A 20,130-nucleotide genomic window follows, 5' to 3' on the forward strand; every position below is an offset into this window, starting at 1 on the left:
AAAGGACTTCAGCAGCTGATCAAGACCATTCTTACAGTAAAGAAAAGACTGAACCGGAAACTGGCGATTGAGGGCATTCTCCTGACCATGGTAGATTTCAGAACCAATTACGCAAGGGATATGATATGCCAGGACTGGTAAGATAGGAGGTGCACATGTTTATTTTAAAACTTGCTGGAAAGATATTATTACTGCCGGTATGGCTGATCCTTTTTGTGATCGGCCTGGCAGTAAAAATGACAGTACAGACTTATGCGGTTGTCAGAGGGATCCTTGGATTTATATTCACTTTATTGATTATAGCGACTGCATACTGTTATCATGACTGGGTACAGGTTGCATTTCTATTTTCGCTGAGTGTAATTCTGTATCTGATCCTGTTTGCAGGAGTGTTTGTAGATACTGTACTGGACATGACAAGAGAACGTATTATTGATTTTATTATATCGTGAGGAGAATATGAAAATGAGCGAAAACAATGATTATATTCAGTTACCACCACTAAAAAAAGACACACCGTCCGATGTGGTAGCATTTATCTGGGAGTACATGAAAGTACCGGAGAACTCAAGAGAAAAAGTTAAGAATCTGCTTAAAGATGCAAATGAAAATGGCGTAAAATTAAGTCATCAGGCACCAACACTGTATGATGTTGTTCCAAAAGAAGAAATTGCTGAATTTGAAGAGCTTATGCGCAAAACCATAGCTGACATTGTATCAGAAGCCAGTAGCGTTGCCTGTTGGGTGTATGTGCAGAAATATGTGAAGCACAAAACCCTAAACGAAATGCTGCAAGAATTGCCAGACGTAGGTCAATTCATCCTAGCTATGGATACCTGGTTTGAAAAACTGATGGAGAAATAATCTAGGAAAATAGTTTAAAGTTTACATGTTATGATCATGTATGAAGTTGGAACAAAATAAAAGAATTGTGCTATAATATTGTTCAAGAAAAAGCTCATTGACATATTTCAATCTATTTAGGAGGATAAACGATCATGTGTACAGCAGCAACTTATAAAACAAAAGATTTTTACTTTGGACGAACCCTCGATTATGAATTCTCTTATGGTGATCAGATAGTAATTACACCACGTAATTATGCGTTTAATTTTCGCCATGTTGGCGATATGAAAAATCATTATGCAATTATTGGAATGGCTCATGTTGCTGAGGATTATCCTTTGTATTATGATGCTATGAATGAAAAAGGAGTGGCAATGGCAGGACTGAATTTTGTCGGAAATGCTGTTTATGCCGCGATTAAGCCAGATGTGGAAAATATTGCACAGTTTGAATTTATTCCGTGGATTTTAAGTCAGTGTTCTTCTTTAGTTGAAGTTCGCGAGCTTCTTGAACGAATTAATATTGTTAATACTCCTTTCAGCGAGCAATTACCATTAGCACAATTACACTGGATCATTTCTGATGAGAATGAGTCAATTACGGTAGAATCTATGTCAGATGGTTTGCATATTTATGACAATCCAGTAGGAGTGCTTACGAATAATCCTCCATTTCCACAGCAGATGTTTCAACTAAATAATTATATGTATTTATCTCCTAAACAGCCCAGAAATACTTTCTGCGAAAATTTGGCTCTTGATGCATATAGTAGAGGTATGGGAGGATTAGGTCTTCCGGGAGATCTCTCATCTTCCTCACGCTTTGTACGTGTAGCTTTTACAAAGGTAAATGCAATTTCAGGTGAATCAGAGGAAGAAAGCGTTAGCCAATTCTTCCACATTCTCGGATCTGTGGATCAGCAACGAGGATGTTGCGAAGTAGCGGATGGAAAATATGAAATCACATTGTATACGTCGTGTTGTAATGTTACAAAAGGTATTTATTATTACAATACTTATGAAAACCATCAGATCAGTGCAGTAGATATGCATGTAGAAAATCTGGATAGTGATAAAATGATTTGTTATCCAGTAATTCAAGGAGAACGAATCAACTATCAAAATAAATAATGTTTTGAAATCAGGGATGAGGTAGAAAGGAAAGTTCCATGACAAAAGATGAAGTAAAAAAACTCAGGATGAACAGTCCGGAATCACTACAGTTTTTAAATAATGCTACAAAATTTTATAATTTAATGATGATGTATCGTTGTGCTATTCGGGAGATACAAACTAAACTTGAGGTTTTGGATGATGAATTTTCAGTTGAGAACAATCGAAATCCTATTTCTTTTATAAAAACAAGAATTAAGCAGCCCAATAGTATTTACGATAAACTGCAGAAGATGGGATATGAATTTACAACAGAAAATATACAGACATATCTCAATGATGTAGCAGGCGTTCGAATAGTTTGTGCGTTTATTGACGATATTTATATGATATCAGATTTGATTACCCAACAGGATGATATTAAAGTTATTGAAATAAAAGATTATATAAAAAATCCAAAATCGAATGGTTATCGAAGCTATCATATGATTGTTGAAATACCAGTATTTTTTGCTAAGGGTAAAACACCTATGCGTGTAGAATTACAGATTCGAACCAATGGTATGGATTTCTGGGCAACATTGGAACATCAACTTCGCTATAAAAAAGGAATTGAAGAAATGCCTGGCTATGATGAGATAAGTGAAGAATTACTTCATTCTGCAAGAGCTATCATTGAAGCAGATAATGAAATGCAGAGAATAAAAGACAAAATTGGTATGTTCCACGAAATTTAGGAAGAAAACTGAGCAAGTAGGAAGGTGGAATATATATGAAACAAGATACTTTAGAGGGCAAAGCAAAAACAAAAAATGGGGTAAAACGGCTGTGTTTTTCCATAATCTGCATTCTTCTGGAAGTGATTTTTATTATTACTATCGTAACACGCTTGAATGAATATGCAGAAATCATAAATTTATTTACAAGGATTTTGAGTGGGATCTTGGTTTTGGGATTGTACGCATCAAATAAGACATCCTCTATGAAAATGCCTTGGGTCATCTTAATTCTAATTTTCCCAATTATGGGTGTAGGCCTGTATTTGTTGATTGGTTTGAATGGTGGCACACATAAAATGCGTGAGCGATATGCAGAAATTGATAGCAAATTGTTACCAATGCTTCCGGACAGTCAGGAGTGTTTGAGCAAAATAAAAGAAAAAATTCCGAAAGCAGGAAATATAGCAAGTTACATACAAAGAAATTCGCAGTATCCAATCTATCAGAATACGGATATTGTGTATTTTGATGAAGCAGTGAAAGGATTAGAGGCACAGCTTAAGGATTTGGAGAAAGCACAGAAGTTTATCTTTATGGAATATCATGCGATAGAAGACGCTGAAGCATGGCATAAGATTCAAGATGTTCTGGAAGAGCGAGTAAAAGCAGGTGTGGAAGTTAGAGTATTCTACGATGATATGGGTTCTATAGGCTTTATTAACACAGATTTTGTGAAAAAGATGGAAGCAATAGGAATTCATTGCCGTGTATTCAATCCGTTTATGCCAGGTTTAAATCTGTTTTTGAACAATCGTGATCATAGAAAAATAACAGTTATTGATGGAAAAGTCGGATTTACAGGTGGATATAATCTAGCAAACGAATATTTTAATTACACACACCCGTATGGACAGTGGAAAGATACAGGTATTCGTTTAGAAGGAGATGCTGTTCAGTCGCTTACGGTGACATTTTTGGAAATGTGGAATGCAGTAAGTGATAAGGATGCTAATGATTCTGATTTTAGTAAATACCTTTTCCACTATGATTATGCGGCACAGCAAACTGGGTTTGTTCAACCTTATGCAGACAGCCCTATGGATAATGAGCAAGTAGGAGAAGAAGTTTATATCAGTATGATAAATAAAGCTGAAAAATATTGTTGGTTTATGACTCCATATCTAATCATAACAGATGAAATGACGCATGCGTTATGTCTGGCTGCTAAGCGAGGGGTAGACGTAAGAATTATCACACCTGGTATCCCTGATAAAAAATTCATTTATAATATAACTCGTTCTTTTTATCATGGATTAGTTAAACATGGTGTTCGTGTTTATGAGTGGACTCCTGGTTTCTGTCATGCAAAAATGAGTGTGGCAGATGACTGTATGGCAACTTGTGGAACAATTAATCTGGATTATCGAAGTTTATATCACCATTTTGAAAACGGCTGTTTTATGGCAGATTGTCAGGCAGTTGTGGAAATAAAAAATGATCTGATAAGAACGATGGGAGAATGTCGTGATGTGACAGACCAATATCAAACCGGACGAAGTGCATATTTGCGACTGGGACAATTATTTATGAGATTATTTGCTGGATTGCTATAAGAATCTGATGAAACGACCTTTCAAAAAACAGTTGATTTAGAAGTTAACTGTTTTTGAAAGGCCGTTTTTGCTATATCTAACAGTCTGTTGTACAAAGAAGATTTTGCATGGATAGTGATTAATACAACGGAGTAAGAAAAGCTCCTTCATATATTAGAATAAAAATATGACTGTTTCTTTAAAAAGAAGCCGGTCATATTTTTTTATGAAAAATAAATTTTGTTGAGGTTAAATTGAGATTGACTTTGTATTGTATAAGTATGAAATAAAAAGGAAGCAGGTGATGTACAATGAAAAAGCATAAAATATGTAAAATCCTTCTTGTTATACTGGCAATTTTTTTATGTGTGGCTTTTTATGAATTGCTCGGAATCTGCGTTGCATATAAAAAGCAGCCGGAAGTGTCCAATACAACCAAAAAAGAAACAAAAAATGGGTCATGGAACGAATGCAGTGAAAATACAGAACGGGCAGTAATCATAGAAAAGAATCCAGAAGCGCTTTTACAAAGAGTGCGTTTGATCAAGAATGCAAAAAAGGAAATTATTCTTTCTACTTTTGCATTTCAATCCGATGAAAGTGGAAAATTGATTTTAGGAGCACTGCATGATGCGGCAGACAGAGGTGTACATATTCGTCTGTTAGTAGATGGAATGGAGAGCTGGATTGATATGGAAGGAAATCCGTATTTCTATGGATTATCTTCCCATGAGAATGTTGAAATTAAACTGTATAATAAGGCCAATCCGTTGAAACCGTGGAAAATGATGGGTAGAATGCATGATAAATATTTGATTGCAGATGGAAAGAGATATATTCTTGGGGGAAGAAATACATATAATTATTTCCTGGGTGATTTTCCGGGACATAAGAACTATGACAGAGACGTGTTAGTGGTTTGCGATGAACCTGAGAAAGAAAATTCAGTTAACCAGTTGTCAGAGTATTTTGAAACCATATGGAATCAGGAAGACAGTGGTTATTTTCATAACAATAAAAAACTGGCAAATAGAAAATCTGTAAAGAACGCAGTTTTAGAGCTGCAGAACAGCTATCAGAAATATTTTGAAGAGAATAAGGAAAGAATCTGCGAGACCGATTATACGGACGAAACTTTTGAGACAGAAAAGATTGCATTAGTGTCAAATCCTATTCACACAGGTTCCAAAGAACCAGTAGTGTGGTATCAGTTGGGAGAATTGATGAAAAATGCAAAAAATCGTGTGAAGATCCACACGCCATATATTATCTGTAATGATATGATGTATAATACATGGGAGGAGATTGCAGAGAACGTTTCAGATTTTTCTATCATGACAAATTCAGTTGCGAATAATGGGAACCCATTTGGGTCTGCCGATTATGCGAAAAACAGAAATAGAATCTTAAGTACAGGAATTAATATCTGGGAATATGAAGGCGGTTATTCATACCACGGAAAAAGTATTCTGATTGACGATGATCTGTCTGTAATCGGTTCCTTTAATATGGACATGAGAAGTGCATATCTGGATACGGAACTGATGCTTGTAATACGCAGTAAAGATATTAATAAACAGCTGGAAGAGGGCATGATGGAATATGAAAGAGTGTCCCGCCAGGTATTGGAAGATGGAACCTATCGTGATCCATATCATGTAGAGCCAATCGAATTAACAAAGAAACGTCAGAGAAAAATATTTTTGGTACAGCATCTGCTTGGATGGGCAAGGTATCTGTTTTAATAAGGAGGAAGGAAAACGTGTTTCAAATATTGATTGTAGAAGATGATAAAGAATTAAGCCAGCTATTCCAAAAAGTGCTTGAGAAGAATGGATATCAAGTCAAAAGTGCATCGGATGGAGCACAGGCATTAGAAGTATTGGATAAGGAATATATTGATCTGATCATTTCTGATATTATGATGCCGGTTATGGATGGCTATGAACTGGTGTCAGAACTTCGCTCAGCAGGATATCAGATACCAGTGCTTATGATCACTGCGAAAGGTTCCTTTGATGATATGCGCCAGGGATTTCTTTCGGGAAGTGACGATTATATGGTAAAACCGGTAAATGTGAATGAAATGGTTTTAAGAGTCGGAGCACTGCTTCGCCGTGCACAGATACTGAATGAACACAAAATTGTGATCGGTTCAACAGAGTTTGATTATGATGCAATGACGGTTACAACTGATAAGGAAAGTCTTGTTTTGCCTAAAAAAGAATTCCTGCTTTTATATAAGCTTGCAACTTCGCCAGGCAGAACATTTACAAAACAACAGTTGATGGATGAAGTATGGGGATACGAGACGGAGGCAGACCCACATACGATAGAGGTACATATAGGAAGAATCAGAGAGCGTTTTAAAGATAACCCGGATTTTGAAATTGTAACAATGCGTGGAATTGGATACAAGGTGGTGAAAAAATAATGGAACAAAAGAAAGAAAAAGGATTGCGGATCCGATCCTGTCTGACTGGTGCAATCTGGCTGGCACTTGTATTTTCAACAGTTATATCTGCTTTATTATTTGCTTTTTTGAATCATTTTTTTAATCTGCCGGGCAGCATACCTGTGCTTGGCTGGCTTTTGATTTTCAATACATTGATTGCAGGGCTGATCACTTCCTTTATTAATGCAAAGTTACTGGAACCAATTACTAGGCTTAGTAAAGCAATGAAGGAAGTTTCTCGGGGAGATTTTGAACAGCATTTGGAAACGAACAGCCGTATAGCAGAAGTTGGAGAATCTTATCAAAGTTTTAACGTTATGACAAAAGAACTTCGTGCAACAGAGGTGCTGCAGATGGATTTTGTATCTAATGTTTCTCATGAGTTTAAGACCCCGATTAATGCCATTGAAGGATATACAATGCTGCTTCAGGGAGAAGAACTGTCTCCGGATCAAGAGGAATATGTAGAAAAAATCTTATTTAACACCCAAAGACTTTCCGGATTGGTTGGTAATATTTTGCTGTTATCCAAGTTAGAGAATCAGAATATACCAATGAAAAAAACAGAATATCGTCTGGATGAACAGATCCGCCAGGCATTTCTTTCATTGGAAACAAAATGGACAGAAAAAGAAATTGGTTTTCAGGTAGAATTGGAGGAAGTTAAATATACTGGGAATGAAGGACTTTTTATGCATATCTGGATAAATCTTTTGGATAATGCGATTAAGTTCAGCCCTTCAAAGGGGACAATTACGATGTTTCTGAAACAAGAACAGGATTCTGTTAAGTTCATTCTGGAAGATGAAGGACCAGGAATAGAGGATGATGTAAAATCCAGAATATTTGACAAGTTCTATCAGGTAGATGGATCTCATAAAGCAGAAGGAAATGGCCTAGGTCTTGCACTTGTAAAACGGATTGTAGATAGTGCCGGAGGAACAATCAAAGCAGAAAACCGTGAATATGGTGGATGCAGATTTGTTGTAGAGCTTCCAATACAGAAAGATGAGGCCATATAAGTTTAAGAAAAACAGATAGAGGAGGAATTACATGACATTTTATCAGGAATTGCAGTTAAATCAGGCAGGTTCTAAAAATCTGTTGAAAAAGAGTGAAACAGTGAAAGAAAAATCATATCATATACTGGTATATTTGGTAAAGATAGCTGTTACAATGGCATTTTGTTTTTTATTTGTTACTATTTTCAGTATCTTATTTGGAAATGAGAATAGTATTGTGGGTGTAGTAGTTTTATTATGCCTTATGGTATTTCGGAATGCGGATCTGGGGATCCACACCGGACAATCTACGATGCTTTTGGCTTTGTTCTTTGTAATTATGACTGTATGTCCGCATTTAGCAAATCAGTTTTCACCGGTATTGGGAATGCTGTTAAATATTGCGGCACTGGCTGTGTTGATTCTGTTCGGATGCCATAATCCATTCATGTTTAATCAATCTACATTGGTTCTTGGGTATCTGCTGCTATATGGTTATGATGTTACGGGAAAAAGCTATCAGATGCGATTAGTCGGAATGGCTTTAGGTGCAGCACTTACCTGCTTCGTATTTTATCGAAATCATAAAAACAGAACTTATAAAAGAAATCTGAAAGATCTGATACAAGAATTTGATATCACTTCTTCCAGAACAAAATGGCAGATATGTCAGATTTTATGCGTACCGATTGTCCTTTGCATTGCAGAACTTTGTAATATGCCACGTGCAATGTGGGCTGGTATTGCGGCCATGTCCGCGATTTTGCCATTTATGGAAGATATGCACTATAGAGTCCGTAAAAGGATTGTCGGAAATATTGCAGGTGTTATATGTTTTACAGTATTATATTTTCTGCTTCCTTCGTCAATCTATGCATATATAGGAATTCTTGGTGGAATCGGTGTAGGACTTTCAGCACAATATGGCTGGCAGGCAGTATTTAACACATTTGGTGCTTTAGCCATTGCTGCAGAGACTTATGGACTACAAGGAGCGGTTAGTCTTAGAGTGATTCAAAATGTTTTTGGTGTTGTGTTTGCATTAGCATTTTGTGTTATATTTTATTGGTTTATGTCAAAAAAAAAGGAAAGTGAGGCGACCGTACATGCAGAGTGAAGTGAATCAGGAAGAAAATTTGAATAGAATTATTACGGTTCCTAATCTTCTTTCTTTTTTTCGGCTTTGCCTGATTCCGGTAATTATATGGAGCTATTGTGTAAAGAAAAATCCTCTGTTAGCTGGAGAAATCTTATTGCTGTCTGGTCTTACGGATCTTGCTGATGGATATATCGCAAGAAGATTCCATATGATTAGTAATTTGGGAAAAATACTTGATCCGGTGGCCGATAAGCTGACACAGGCAGCGATGTTAATCTGTCTGTTTACTCGGTTTCCGCATATGCTTCTTTTAATCGTAATAATGGCAGGTAAGGAGCTGTATATGGCAGTCAGTGGATGTCTTGTGATACGAAAGACAGGAAAAGTACACGGTGCAGACTGGCATGGAAAGATAGTAACCTTTTTATTATATGGAACTGCAGCGGTGCATATTATATGGTTCCACATTACACCGATGGTATCAGATCTGTTGATTGGTTTGTGCGCTATAATGATGGTCATATCGGTCGCTCTGTATATTATCCAGAATACCAGGACTCTTAAGGGAGAGACTGTATAAGCAATTTTATATTGCAATGACTAGAAAAATATTTAGGAGAAGATAGATATAAACAGTAAGTCAAACACACAAACTATGGAGTCTTTAGTCGGTTTAATAAAATTTTAGATAGAAAATAAATCATTATAAAAAGATCCTGTTCATACTATGATATATAGAACAGGATCTTTATTTACTTTATTTCGCCAGGAAATTGCTCTGAATCTCCATCGGCATATGATAAGCCTGGCCTCGTTTTGTCAGGCTGTATAATTTAAAGCTCATTAGTTCCGGAGTCGCATTCAATGAACTGCAGAGTCCGAAATAATCCAGGTCCTCGTTCTGAACCATATCTTCGATTTTCTCATCTTCAATCAGCAGATCGGCAGCAAACAGATTGGCCTGGTATTCTGTATTATCCGTCATATTGTAGAGTGTATCATCTTGCATCGGAGCCATTTTCAGCTGGGAACGATGCAGGATGATATGCCCTAATTCGTGGGCGGCAACGATCATCTTTTCTTCTTCTGAAAGGAAACTGCTGATCATGACATAGATTGTCTTGCAGCTCATAAAACAATATCCTTTCAGTGTCTTATATCTGGAAGTTTCCCCGACAACAATGTTCATCTGATCCATGATCTCAAATGGATCTCGGGTTCCATATTTCTTGATTAATTTCTTTGTTTCTGTATATATGTAAGTGTTTCTCAAATAAATCACCTCAAAAGTAAAAAATAAAAGGGCAGAAATATCCTTGTAACTATAAGGTAACAGATTAGGTGTACAATAATCCCGCCTTCTATTATTTTTCCTCTTGGTTTTTCAGATATTTTTTCGGTGTAAATTTCTTTGCACGTCTTTTGGAATCCAGATAAAGGCTCTGGATCTCATCCATAAAAGCTATTTTATCTTCGTCTGTCAGTGATCCACCGGCAAACATGAATTAGCTGAAACAGTATTCAATTCTATTAGCTACAGCTAATGGTCAAACAGCAATACTTGGTTCGAAAGACTGATGGCGGATCAATAGAAGTTGTGATAGAATGAAGAAAACGATTTGATGTGCAAATCGGGAGTTGGAGGATACACGCATGAAAATTGTAATCATTAATGGAAGTGCCAGAAAAGGAAATACGCTGGCAGCAATCAATGCATTTATAAAAGGAGCGTCAGAAAAGAATAAAATTGAAATCATTGAACCCGACAAACTCAACATTGCACCATGCAAGGGATGTGGTGTCTGTCAATGCTCTAAGGGATGCGTCGATAAGGATGATACAAATTCTACAATTGATAAAATTGCTGCCGCAGATATGATTCTTTTTGCTACACCAGTTTATTGGTGGGGAATGTCAGCACAATTGAAACTTATCATTGATAAGTGCTACTGCCGTGGATTGCAGTTAAAAAACAAAAAAGTTGGCACAATTGTTGTAGGTGGTTCTCCCGTAGGCAGTATCCAGTATGAGCTGATTGATAAGCAGTTTGACTGTATGGCAAAATATCTTTCATGGGATATGCTTTTCAAAAAATCATATTACGCAACAGCCAGAGATGAACTTGAAAAAAATAAGGATTCCATGAACGAACTTGAGTGGATCGGAAAAAATTTATAAAGCACACACCAAATTCCAGTTTGTATATATCTTTTAAAAGGTATATGATTAAGAAAAACGGCAGGAGGTATCTGAATGAAATCACATAAATATTGGTCTATCGGTGCACTGATTACAATGCTTGGAACTTTTTATACAGGTTATAAGGGATCAAAAGAAGGCCATAAGTACTTTGCAGCAAGTTCTTTGCTTTGCATGATTATGGCTATTTATACAGGACACAAGATGATTTCTGGTAAAAGTAGGAAGAAAAAAGAAGTTTCAGTAGAGAGTGTTGAAGATTAAAAAACAAAATATTTTAATAAATAACGCCGGTGCGGGATTTTGATATCCAGTACCGGTGTTATTGATTCCACAGGGGCTTGGGGGTGTAGCCACAAAATATACTATTCGTTTTCTGCTTCGGCAAGTTTGTTAAGGATCCACTCCCGATTGATAACAATGTCCTCATCATCGCGGAGATCTTTGAAATCATTGCAGTGTGAAGAAGCAAATTCATACATATTGTCAATGTCAACTGCACCAGTGATCTCACCCTTATTAATGATATCTTTGATGTCTGTACGAGGGTATGGGGAATCGGAATCCCCATCAAGAGACTTACCCGTAGGTATGCCGTAGCCATAAAATGGCGATACGGTAATATTTGGGTGGATCTTGCTCTTATTTGTACCTCTCTATATAACGAAACTCTCAGAGGCTGTTTTACAGTGGGAAAAAAATATAGACGTGAAAAAATAAAATGCTATAATTAAAAGAATTGAGACAAAGCAGATGAAAATCTGTGACACAAAGCTAAAGGGCTTGTAAAAAGAAACTATTGAAATGTGTTTTAATCGAAAGAATAAGGAATTTGACGTACGCAAAAAACAAAATATTATCTGGCCGCATTGGTGTCTGGTGTACTTTTAGTAACTGGTATTTTGGCTGGATGTGGACAATCTAAAAAAGACGATCACCTTACCGTGTATCTGTGGGAAAATCGTTTAATGAAAAATATTGCTCCTTATATCCATGAGCAGTTTCCAGATCAGGATATTGAATTTATTATTGGAAATAATGACACTGATTTATATAGCTATTTTAAAGAGCATGGTGAGTTGCCGGACATCATGACAGTACGTCGATTCTCTGGAACGGATGCGCAGGATTTACAGCCATATCTTATGGATTTTGCTTCTTATGATGTGGTTTCTAAGTACTATTCCTATGCAGTGGAATATTATAAGGATACAGATGATGAAATTCAGTGGTTGCCAATCTGTGCAATTCCGCAGACGATTATTGCCAACAAGACACTGTTTGATCAGTATGGAATCAAAGTTCCGGAAAATTATGAAGAATACGTACAGGTTTGCCAGCAATTTTATGATAAGGGTATAAAACCTTACTCGATGGACCTTGCAGAAGACTGGTCAAATCAAGAAATAATTCAGGCGGCAGCGATTGGTTTGAAAGGTTGATGGCGAATCAATAGAAGCTGTGATATGATAAAGTAAATAATTTGATGTGTATATTTGGATTTTGGGAAGAGAATGAAAAGTGGATAAACTTTAAAAATAAAACAGAAAACTTAAAGACACTTAGTAAATACAAAACCGAAAAAACGGAACATAGTGTTTTAACAGACGAAATATGTTTGAGTGAAAGACATGAAGAAAACAAAAGAAGGTGTTAATTTGAAGAAAAAGAAATTCCTTAGGCTGAAGAATACAGGCAGTATCTTTGTGATTGCGGGACTTTTGATAATTTTGGTAATAGCGTCGTACACATATATTCTGCAAAGTTCTTACACTAAGACCGCCCTTGAAACAGAAATCACACGTGACACAGCGAGTGCAGATGCAGTACACAAACTTGTGAATAGAAGAATCGGCAAAGAAGATTTTGATCAAATCAAAGATCAATCTGATGAAAAGAAGCAATTATATAAGGATATTTCTTCATATTTCAATGAAATCAGAACACTGAATTCTACTCGATATATTTACACCGCTACAAAAAATGAAGAAGGAAAACTCGTTTATGTGGTAGACGGTTTGGATCCGGATGCGGATGATGTAAGACACCCTGGAGATTATATTGAGGAAGAAATGGTTCCGTATATTGATAGGGCTATTTCTGGGGAGAATGTGTACTCTCAGGATATCATTGATACAACATGGGGTCCGATTTTTACGGCTTGCTATCCTGTAAGAGCAAATCATGATGGGACAGGAGAAATCATTGGCGCATTTTGCATTGAAATGGATATGCAATCAGCTTATGGAATGGTTGAAGAGACGAATCATATTTCCATCATCTGCGGTTTAGTCGCAGGAGCTGTATTGTTTTTAATTTGTCTATATACCTATTATGTTTACCAGAAAAGCAAGGCAGAAGAGCAAAAACAAAAACAATTATTAATGACCGCCGCTGAGGAAGCAAATGCTGCCAACAAAGCAAAATCTGCGTTTTTGCTTAATATTAGCCATGACATCAGAACGCCGATGAATGCCATTATTGGATTTACAAACATTGCGCTTCACCAGAACACGGTTTCAGATATTCATGATAGCTTGGAGAAAGTTCAAAAAAGTTCGAATCATCTTCTCTCTTTGTTGAATGACGTTCTGGATTTCAGTCGCATTGAAAGTGGAAAAGTTATCATTTCGCCTGAGCCAGTGGACATTACTCAATTGACAGATAACGTCCAGGCGATTATGAATGGACTTCTTTATAACCGAGATCTTAAGTTTGAAGTACATCGAGAAAGACCAAAGAACCCATATGTCCTTGCGGATGTTACGCGTATTCGAGAAGTCCTGGTGAATCTTCTTGGCAATGCTGTGAAATTCACAAAGGACGGTGGAAAGATTACTTTGGATATCAGCAGTTACCCCGGAACGGATGAGAAACATATCATAATTCGTTATGTTGTTCAAGATAATGGTATTGGCATGAGTGAAGAGTTCCAGAAAGAATTATTCAAGCCGTTTTCACAAGAAGATGATGCTAATGCCAGAACTAAATATAAGGGAACCGGTCTTGGCATGGCCATCACAAAAAAACATATAGATATGATGGGCGGTTCAATTGCTGTTGAGAGTAAAAAAGGTATAGGTACTACATTCACTGTGGAGATTCCACTGGAGTTGACAGAACAAGTTATTCAATCAAAACAAAAACAATCTCTACATAGAGATTTGACAGGTGTTCATGTTCTTATGGCAGAGGATAATGATCTAAATGCTGAACTTGCTACGATAATGCTGGAAGATGCCGGTATGACCGTAACACGCGCATCAGATGGAAAAGAAGTCGTGAATTTGTTTAAAAATCATCCACGAGACACATACGATCTTATTTTGATGGATATTATGATGCCAAACATGGATGGACACCAAGCAACGAAAGCCATTCGAGCTCTAGGTATAGAGCGCCTCGATGCGGTTAGGATTCCAATTATAGCTTTGTCTGCAAATGCTTTTATAGATGATATTCAGGAATCCCTGGATTCAGGCATGAATGACCATATTTCCAAGCCGATTAACATGGAGGAATTAACTGATACAATCGCTAAATACATTAAACGTGACACATGTTTGGCAAAGGAACTGAAGCAGAAACAAAATGACAGATAAGTGTCGGAGCATTAGGAAAATCGCATCGTTACAGGGATTATATAAAGCAACAATAGAGGTGAAGGATTGTAGATGCAAATCGTCCCCAAGTTGGGGATGCTTACCATTGTAGAGATTGAAGCTGAATTAATGAATAACTTCACGTTTGTAGAGATGACAGTCAGCTATTCTATGATTAGGAAAAAAAGATAATTACAATGAATAACGCCGGTGCGGGATTTTGATATCCAGTACCGGCGTTACCGATTCTATAGGGATTTGAGAGTGCAGCCTACTTCATATCCGTATTAGGCATTTAAAAATAATGGAAGTAATGATCAGGGCATGTGTATTATGAAAAATAAATTTGTTATAGTGACAATATCAACAAAAAATAAACAATCGGAAATTTCGTTTTTATGATATACTCATTATAGAATATAAAGTTGTAAAAAACGGGAAGAGGCATATGAAAAAGAGAAAATTTATAGTCCCTGCCATTGCGATAATTGCTGCAGCATTACTGTTGGAAGGTTTTATTTTAAAGTATGTTAATGACAGAAACGCGGACCGGACGTCAAAGGTACTTTTAGATCGTGTTATTACCGTGCTTGATAAAAATGATGAGAGTGAAAAAGCGCTTATTAAATCGCTGAAGGATGATTATATAGTCAGAGCCAAGGCGGTTTCTTATATTATCGATGCGAAACCAGAGGTGGAATACGATGTCGACGAGTTACAGAAGGTTGCGGCGTTGATATCTGTGGATGAGATACATTTGTTTGACACAAAAGGATATATTTACAGCGGTTCTGTGCCAAAATATTTTGGATATAGCTTTGATTCAGGAGAACAGATGGAATATTTCAAGCCAATGCTTACGGATAAGAAGCTTACTATGTGTCAGGATGTGACGCCGAATACGTCCGAAGCTAAAGAAATGATGTACGCGATTACCTGGAATGAAGCCGGAAACAAAATGATTCAGGTTGGTATTGAGCCAAAACGGCTTCTGAACGAGGTCAGGCAGAATGAGATTTCTACCGTAGTTGCGGATATGCCAGTGTATAAAGATATGGAGATACTGGTTGCAGATTCGGATACAAAGATCGTAGCCGGAGCTACAGACAGCAGTAAAATAGGCCTGGAAATTGACAGTATTGATATGCGGCATTATCGGTGTGTGGAGAAGCAGGAGGGGGCATATATTGTTACTGTAATGGTAAAGGATTCTTATTATCAGCAGGGAAGCCTTTTGGCTATTCTTATAGTTGGAATATACTTGATTCTGGCTTCGTGTTGTATGGTGTATATGTTGTCGAAGGTCATGAAAGAGAAATATGAAAAAGAAAAATTCCGGTATACATCGAATACGGACGAACTCACCAGATGTTATAACAGACGTGCGTATGAGGAGGACATAAACAAGCTCAATCTTAGTAAGGAATGGGTATATGTTTCTATGGATCTTAACGGGCTCAAGAGAGCAAATGATTCTTTTGGACATGTAGCAGGAGATGAGCTTATACGGGCGGCTGCAGATTGTATGAAAAGCAGCTTCAGTGAACATGGCAAGGTATACAGAGTGGGCGGCGATGAGTTCGTTGTTATCATTACAAAAGACATACCGCAGTTTGAAAATATGCTGAGGACATTTGAGCAGAGAGTGGCAAGCTGGCATGGAGAATTTGTCGAGTCGATGGCGGTTTCGTATGGATATGTCTTCAGTTCGGAGCGAAAGTGGAACAGCATATTTGATATTTCAAAAGCTTCGGATGAAAGAATGTATGAGAGTAAGAAGCAATATTACATTAGAAGCGGAATGGACAGAAGATGATGATAAAAATCAGAGAAATTCGTTCGATTTCTTTTTTTTACTGATTTTGAGTTTATATGCAGCACTTGATTTGGAAGTAGATGAGGGATTTGCCTATGAAGAATATCATTTGTTGAAGCTTTGGGAAGGTAGGAAATGGAAATGAAAGAAGAATGTATTATATGTAAAGCACCAATTATATATCTTGAAAAAGATGAAATGATGGAGTGCGTGTTATGCCATAAAAAGGAATTAAGCAAAACTAGATGTGAGCAGGGTCATTATGTATGTAATGAATGCCATACAAAAGAAATGGGTGTAATTATAGACATATGTCTTAGTGAAACATCTAAGAATCCGATAGAAATTATAAGAAGAATGATGGCGCAGCCGTTCTGTCATATGCATGGACCAGAGCATCATGTTATGGTTGGTTCAGCGCTTCTTACCGCATATAAAAATGCAGGTGGTGAGATTGATTTGCCGGAAGCTCTGCTTGAAATGATGAATAGAGGAAAAGCTGTTCCAGGCGGTGTATGTGGATTCTGGGGTGCTTGTGGCGCCGGAATTAGTACAGGAATGTTTATATCAATAATCTCAGGAGCGACTCCACTTAAAAATGAACCTTGGGGTCTGGCTAATAAAATGACTTCTAAGGCACTTGACGCAATCGGGAGCATTGGTGGACCAAGATGTTGTAAAAGAGATTCCTATATAGCCATAATCTCAGCAATTGACTATGTGGCAGAGAATTTCAATATACAAATGGAAAAGCCTGTTATAAAGTGTATTCATTCTGATAAGAACAACCAATGTATTAAGGAGAGGTGTCCGTTTCATGAATAAGAAAAAAGTCGCATTTATCTGTGTTCATAATTCATGCCGTAGTCAGATCGCAGAGGTATGCAGGTAGATAAAATAATTATCTACCTCCTACCCGATTTTAGAAATTAAGAAAGTTCTGCCACATTCTTGTAGCCCAGATTGAATTAATCATCAATGCCGTATTTGTTTTCCAGCGCTTCTTCTGCTAATTCCAGTTCATCTTCCAGTTTTTCAATCGCGCGTTCTCTCGCTTTGTATGTCTCGAAGCTAATCTCTTTCATCTGGTAAGCATACTCAAATTCATCATCAAGTTTATCCAGTTCGTCATCAACTGCGTCTACCTGCCTTTTCAAAGTGTAGAATTGTTCGTGATTCTCAGATGCATTTGTAGATGTTTTTGCATTGTTTACACTTTTTGTTATATTACAGATTTCTTCTTCATAAGAAGAAAAATCATAGTCCTTTTCGTTCACATTCTCTGCTGCGTTTTCTGTGTTACTGATGTTATCATCATCGTCATCTGTATTTGATGTTACAACTTCCTGGGTCTTAATATCTTCTGTAGCTTCATTATTGGATGAAGTGCATCCTGTAAAAGCAAATATTAATGTGAGGGATAATAAAACTACTAATATTTTTTTCATAACGTGTTCTCCTTCCGTCTCTTGGATGTTTTGTTTTTGCTGTTATATGTATCATATGGGGGGAAGATTAAAAAAAGATTAAAACAAATAGTAATTTCAAAAAATGAAAAAAAGGACTCTAGCACACGAAAATGATTGGTATTATAATAATTACATTATGAGATTACTGATTGTAGAAGACGAGAATGATTTAAGAAACATTGTCAAAAAAAGGCTTGTCAAGGAACATTACAGTGTAGATGCCTGTGGGGATGGTCTGGAAGCGATGGCTTATATCGATATGACTTCCTACGATGGTATTATTCTTGATATCATGTTGCCGGGAAAGGATGGATATGAAATCTTAAGAGAATTAAGGCAACGAGAAGATGATACACCGGTTCTGTTACTGACAGCAAAAGACAGCATTGAGGACCGTGTCAAAGGACTGGATCTTGGTGCCGATGATTACCTGATCAAACCATTTGCATTTGAAGAACTGCTTGCAAGAATCCGTGTCATGATGCGTAGAAAGCCACAATTTACATCCAATCAACTAAAAATAGCAGATCTTATTCTGGATCGTGACACAAGAAAGGTTACAAGAGCCGGAAATGAAATTGATCTTTCTGCAAAAGAATTTATGGTTCTGGAATGTCTTATGCGCAACAAAAATATCGTAATGACAAGACAGCAGATTGAACAGAATGCGTGGGACTTTGATTTTGAAGGTGGTTCCAATGTGATCGACGTATACATTCGTTATTTGCGAAAAAAAATCGATGCACAATATGAACAAAAACTCATCCACACTGTTCGCGGTGTCGGATATGTAATGAGGGAAAACGAATGAAACAGCTGACGATCAAGAAAAAAATTACGCTATGGTACACCGGAATCATTGCCGTAGTCCTTGGGACTATTTTAGTTCTCGTCCTTCTTTTTGTGGATAAGGTTGGAATTTCTGCGACAGAAGAAGAAATCAGTGCCGCAGTGACTGGTTTCTCTTCAAATATTAATTTTCAGGATGATTCCTTTTATCTTGACGGCGATACCGAATTTTACGATGACGGTATTATGTTTTGTATTTATGACAAAAACGGACGCTTACTTTATGGAACGATTCCAACCCAATTTCCAGAAGAAACTATCCTCAAGTCGAATACACCGCGAATGATAACCGGATCAAATCGAAAATGGATGATATATGACAGCGTTTACACTTACGGTGATGATGAGGAAATGTGGGTACGAGGAATTACCTCTGTACATTCTATAGAACTTTTCATGCAGACATCCGAGAAAATGCTGTTGATTGTATTCCCATTACTCATTATTCTGATCGGAGCCATCGGATATTTTATGATCAAACGGGCATTGAGACAGGTGGATCTTATCTGCGATGAAGTTGAAAACATCAGCAATGGAAAAGATCTTTCCAAACGATTGTCTCTGCCAAAAGCAAAAGATGAATTATACGAATTGTCGGAGAAATTTAACGGAATGTTCGAGCGATTGGAATTTTCGTTTGAGAAGGAACGTCAATTCACATCAGACGTATCCCATGAACTGCGGACTCCCGTTGCTGTTATCATTTCCCAGTGTGAGTACTTATTGGAAAATGAAAACTTATCTGCGGAAGATAAGGAAGAGATTGCAGTCATCTTAAGGCAGGCAAAACGAATGTCAAAGCTGACAAGCGAAATGTTAATGATCGCCAGAAACGAACAGGATGAGCAGCATCTGATGGAAAAACTGGATTTTGGATTATTAAGCGAACTTGTAATAGAAGAACTGCAGACAAAAGCACAGGAAAAAAATATTGAGATTACCCTGCAAAAGCAGGACGACTTATTTATGAACGGCGACCAGACATTGATTTTGCGTATGATGATGAATTTAATAACCAATGCCATCAATTACGGAAAAACAAATGGACATATCCATGTTATCCTGAAGGTCGAAAATGACCAGATTGTCGGTGAAGTGAAAGATGATGGTATTGGAATAAGTGAGGAACACCTGGACAGAATCTGGGAGCGTTTCTATCGCATAGACAAAAGCCGTTCCAGAGAAAGTGGCGGTACCGGACTCGGCCTTTCTATGGTGCGTTGGATTGTAAATCTCCACAATGGAACCATTCACGTCGAAAGTATCGAAGGTATCGGAACGAGTTTTATTTTCCGATTTCCGAAAATATAAGGAGCTATCGCTGTATATCCAATTTTTTTTACCAAAGAGAAGGGTTCATTATTCAATGTG

Annotated in this window: 20 protein-coding genes and 1 pseudogene; 19 read left to right on the plus strand and 2 right to left on the minus strand. The window is 37.1% G+C overall.

The genetic code is table 11. The features are described from left to right. The 11 genes and pseudogenes from OCV72_RS16800 to OCV72_RS08710 all read left to right on the plus strand — a co-directional run. Window positions 1-123: pseudogene (locus OCV72_RS16800) on the plus strand (ParA family protein); the annotation flags it as partial. 32 nt (window positions 124-155) lie between these two features. Further along, entirely contained in the window at window positions 156-452 is a 297-nt protein-coding gene (locus tag OCV72_RS08665; protein WP_005334864.1) for a hypothetical protein, read from the plus strand. Window positions 453-459: 7 nt separating this feature from the next. Beyond that, the gene (locus OCV72_RS08670) at window positions 460-864 is read left to right on the plus strand and encodes a hypothetical protein (RefSeq protein WP_006427147.1); all 405 of its coding nucleotides are present in this window, start codon (window positions 460-462) and stop codon (window positions 862-864) included. Window positions 865-998: 134 nt separating this feature from the next. Further along, window positions 999-1,976, plus strand: coding sequence for a choloylglycine hydrolase (bsh, locus tag OCV72_RS08675; RefSeq protein ID WP_005347230.1), 978 nt, complete (start codon window positions 999-1,001; stop codon window positions 1,974-1,976). 38 nt (window positions 1,977-2,014) lie between these two features. Then, window positions 2,015-2,695, plus strand: a complete 681-nt coding sequence (locus tag OCV72_RS08680) for a GTP pyrophosphokinase (RefSeq protein ID WP_005360232.1) — start codon at window positions 2,015-2,017, stop codon at window positions 2,693-2,695. 35 nt (window positions 2,696-2,730) lie between these two features. Continuing rightward, complete coding sequence (cls, locus tag OCV72_RS08685; protein ID WP_006427148.1) at window positions 2,731-4,290, plus strand: cardiolipin synthase; 1,560 nt, start codon at window positions 2,731-2,733, stop codon at window positions 4,288-4,290. Between the two features lie 290 nt (window positions 4,291-4,580). After that, the gene (locus OCV72_RS08690) at window positions 4,581-6,014 is read left to right on the plus strand and encodes a phospholipase D family protein (protein ID WP_055283227.1); all 1,434 of its coding nucleotides are present in this window, start codon (window positions 4,581-4,583) and stop codon (window positions 6,012-6,014) included. Beyond that, window positions 5,993-6,703 carry a response regulator transcription factor gene (locus tag OCV72_RS08695; protein ID WP_055195604.1) on the plus strand — a complete coding sequence of 237 codons (711 nt, stop codon included), beginning with the start codon at window positions 5,993-5,995 and terminating at the stop codon, window positions 6,701-6,703. Before OCV72_RS08690 ends, OCV72_RS08695 begins: the two co-directional genes overlap by 22 nt. Continuing rightward, window positions 6,703-7,746, plus strand: coding sequence for a HAMP domain-containing sensor histidine kinase (locus tag OCV72_RS08700; protein ID WP_015559634.1), 1,044 nt, complete (start codon window positions 6,703-6,705; stop codon window positions 7,744-7,746). Before OCV72_RS08695 ends, OCV72_RS08700 begins: the two co-directional genes overlap by 1 nt. Before the next feature lie 31 nt (window positions 7,747-7,777). After that, entirely contained in the window at window positions 7,778-8,842 is a 1,065-nt protein-coding gene (locus OCV72_RS08705) for an FUSC family protein (protein ID WP_005360242.1), read from the plus strand. Continuing rightward, a complete protein-coding gene (locus tag OCV72_RS08710) occupies window positions 8,832-9,404 on the plus strand; it encodes a CDP-alcohol phosphatidyltransferase family protein (protein WP_006427153.1) in 573 nt (190 codons plus the stop codon). The genes OCV72_RS08705 and OCV72_RS08710 overlap by 11 nt, the downstream gene beginning before the upstream one ends. A gap of 177 nt (window positions 9,405-9,581) precedes the next feature. Here the strand turns inward: OCV72_RS08710 and OCV72_RS08715 are convergent, their stop codons facing one another. Continuing rightward, window positions 9,582-10,097 (minus strand): ImmA/IrrE family metallo-endopeptidase, encoded by a 516-nt coding sequence (locus tag OCV72_RS08715; protein WP_276554523.1) that lies wholly within the window; start codon window positions 10,095-10,097, stop codon window positions 9,582-9,584. Between the two features lie 380 nt (window positions 10,098-10,477). Between OCV72_RS08715 and OCV72_RS08720 the strand changes: the two genes are divergently transcribed. The 6 genes from OCV72_RS08720 to OCV72_RS08745 all read left to right on the plus strand — a co-directional run bounded on the left by OCV72_RS08720 (window position 10,478) and on the right by OCV72_RS08745 (window position 17,266). Further along, entirely contained in the window at window positions 10,478-11,002 is a 525-nt protein-coding gene (locus OCV72_RS08720) for a flavodoxin family protein (protein WP_055176454.1), read from the plus strand. Between the two features lie 75 nt (window positions 11,003-11,077). After that, the gene (locus tag OCV72_RS08725; protein ID WP_008392833.1) at window positions 11,078-11,287 is read left to right on the plus strand and encodes a DUF6219 family protein; all 210 of its coding nucleotides are present in this window, start codon (window positions 11,078-11,080) and stop codon (window positions 11,285-11,287) included. 704 nt (window positions 11,288-11,991) lie between these two features. Further along, entirely contained in the window at window positions 11,992-12,465 is a 474-nt protein-coding gene (locus OCV72_RS08730) for an extracellular solute-binding protein (protein WP_055283229.1), read from the plus strand. A gap of 189 nt (window positions 12,466-12,654) precedes the next feature. Beyond that, window positions 12,655-14,625 (plus strand): ATP-binding protein, encoded by a 1,971-nt coding sequence (locus OCV72_RS08735; RefSeq protein ID WP_081021038.1) that lies wholly within the window; start codon window positions 12,655-12,657, stop codon window positions 14,623-14,625. Window positions 14,626-15,073: 448 nt separating this feature from the next. After that, window positions 15,074-16,441 (plus strand): GGDEF domain-containing protein, encoded by a 1,368-nt coding sequence (locus OCV72_RS08740; protein WP_055283232.1) that lies wholly within the window; start codon window positions 15,074-15,076, stop codon window positions 16,439-16,441. A 135-nt stretch (window positions 16,442-16,576) separates the two neighbouring features. Next, window positions 16,577-17,266, plus strand: coding sequence for a DUF5714 domain-containing protein (locus OCV72_RS08745; RefSeq protein ID WP_330376574.1), 690 nt, complete (start codon window positions 16,577-16,579; stop codon window positions 17,264-17,266). A 143-nt stretch (window positions 17,267-17,409) separates the two neighbouring features. Here OCV72_RS08745 and OCV72_RS08750 read toward each other — a convergent pair whose 3' ends face one another. Further along, on the minus strand, window positions 17,410-17,889 hold the full coding sequence (locus OCV72_RS08750) for a hypothetical protein (protein WP_055283236.1): 480 nt from the start codon (window positions 17,887-17,889) through the stop codon (window positions 17,410-17,412). Between the two features lie 157 nt (window positions 17,890-18,046). On the opposite strand from OCV72_RS08750, the gene OCV72_RS08755 reads away from it, so the two are divergent. Both OCV72_RS08755 and OCV72_RS08760 read left to right on the plus strand, forming a co-directional pair. Next, window positions 18,047-18,721 (plus strand): response regulator transcription factor, encoded by a 675-nt coding sequence (locus tag OCV72_RS08755; RefSeq protein WP_055157894.1) that lies wholly within the window; start codon window positions 18,047-18,049, stop codon window positions 18,719-18,721. After that, entirely contained in the window at window positions 18,718-20,070 is a 1,353-nt protein-coding gene (locus OCV72_RS08760) for a sensor histidine kinase (RefSeq protein WP_055283238.1), read from the plus strand. Before OCV72_RS08755 ends, OCV72_RS08760 begins: the two co-directional genes overlap by 4 nt. Window positions 20,071-20,130: the final 60 nt, after the last annotated feature.

Source organism: Dorea amylophila, assembly GCF_025567265.1.
GTDB lineage: Bacteria > Bacillota > Clostridia > Lachnospirales > Lachnospiraceae > Dorea_A > Dorea_A amylophila.

Bases quoted from the DNA above. Each gene is read 5' to 3' on its own strand.
- OCV72_RS08665 (WP_005334864.1), top strand. From the start codon at position 156: ATGTTTATTTTAAAACTTGCTGGAAAGATATTATTACTGCCGGTATGG.
- OCV72_RS08670 (WP_006427147.1), top strand. From the start codon at position 460: ATGAAAATGAGCGAAAACAATGATTATATTCAGTTACCACCACTAAAA.
- bsh (WP_005347230.1), top strand. From the start codon at position 999: ATGTGTACAGCAGCAACTTATAAAACAAAAGATTTTTACTTTGGACGA.
- OCV72_RS08680 (WP_005360232.1), top strand. From the start codon at position 2,015: ATGACAAAAGATGAAGTAAAAAAACTCAGGATGAACAGTCCGGAATCA.
- cls (WP_006427148.1), top strand. From the start codon at position 2,731: ATGAAACAAGATACTTTAGAGGGCAAAGCAAAAACAAAAAATGGGGTA.
- OCV72_RS08690 (WP_055283227.1), top strand. From the start codon at position 4,581: ATGAAAAAGCATAAAATATGTAAAATCCTTCTTGTTATACTGGCAATT.
- OCV72_RS08695 (WP_055195604.1), top strand. From the start codon at position 5,993: ATGGGCAAGGTATCTGTTTTAATAAGGAGGAAGGAAAACGTGTTTCAA.
- OCV72_RS08700 (WP_015559634.1), top strand. From the start codon at position 6,703: ATGGAACAAAAGAAAGAAAAAGGATTGCGGATCCGATCCTGTCTGACT.
- OCV72_RS08705 (WP_005360242.1), top strand. From the start codon at position 7,778: ATGACATTTTATCAGGAATTGCAGTTAAATCAGGCAGGTTCTAAAAAT.
- OCV72_RS08710 (WP_006427153.1), top strand. From the start codon at position 8,832: ATGCAGAGTGAAGTGAATCAGGAAGAAAATTTGAATAGAATTATTACG.
- OCV72_RS08720 (WP_055176454.1), top strand. From the start codon at position 10,478: ATGAAAATTGTAATCATTAATGGAAGTGCCAGAAAAGGAAATACGCTG.
- OCV72_RS08725 (WP_008392833.1), top strand. From the start codon at position 11,078: ATGAAATCACATAAATATTGGTCTATCGGTGCACTGATTACAATGCTT.
- OCV72_RS08730 (WP_055283229.1), top strand. From the start codon at position 11,992: ATGAAAAATATTGCTCCTTATATCCATGAGCAGTTTCCAGATCAGGAT.
- OCV72_RS08735 (WP_081021038.1), top strand. From the start codon at position 12,655: ATGAAGAAAACAAAAGAAGGTGTTAATTTGAAGAAAAAGAAATTCCTT.
- OCV72_RS08740 (WP_055283232.1), top strand. From the start codon at position 15,074: ATGAAAAAGAGAAAATTTATAGTCCCTGCCATTGCGATAATTGCTGCA.
- OCV72_RS08745 (WP_330376574.1), top strand. From the start codon at position 16,577: ATGGAAATGAAAGAAGAATGTATTATATGTAAAGCACCAATTATATAT.
- OCV72_RS08750 (WP_055283236.1), bottom strand. From the start codon at position 17,889: ATGAAAAAAATATTAGTAGTTTTATTATCCCTCACATTAATATTTGCT.
- OCV72_RS08755 (WP_055157894.1), top strand. From the start codon at position 18,047: ATGAGATTACTGATTGTAGAAGACGAGAATGATTTAAGAAACATTGTC.
- OCV72_RS08760 (WP_055283238.1), top strand. From the start codon at position 18,718: ATGAAACAGCTGACGATCAAGAAAAAAATTACGCTATGGTACACCGGA.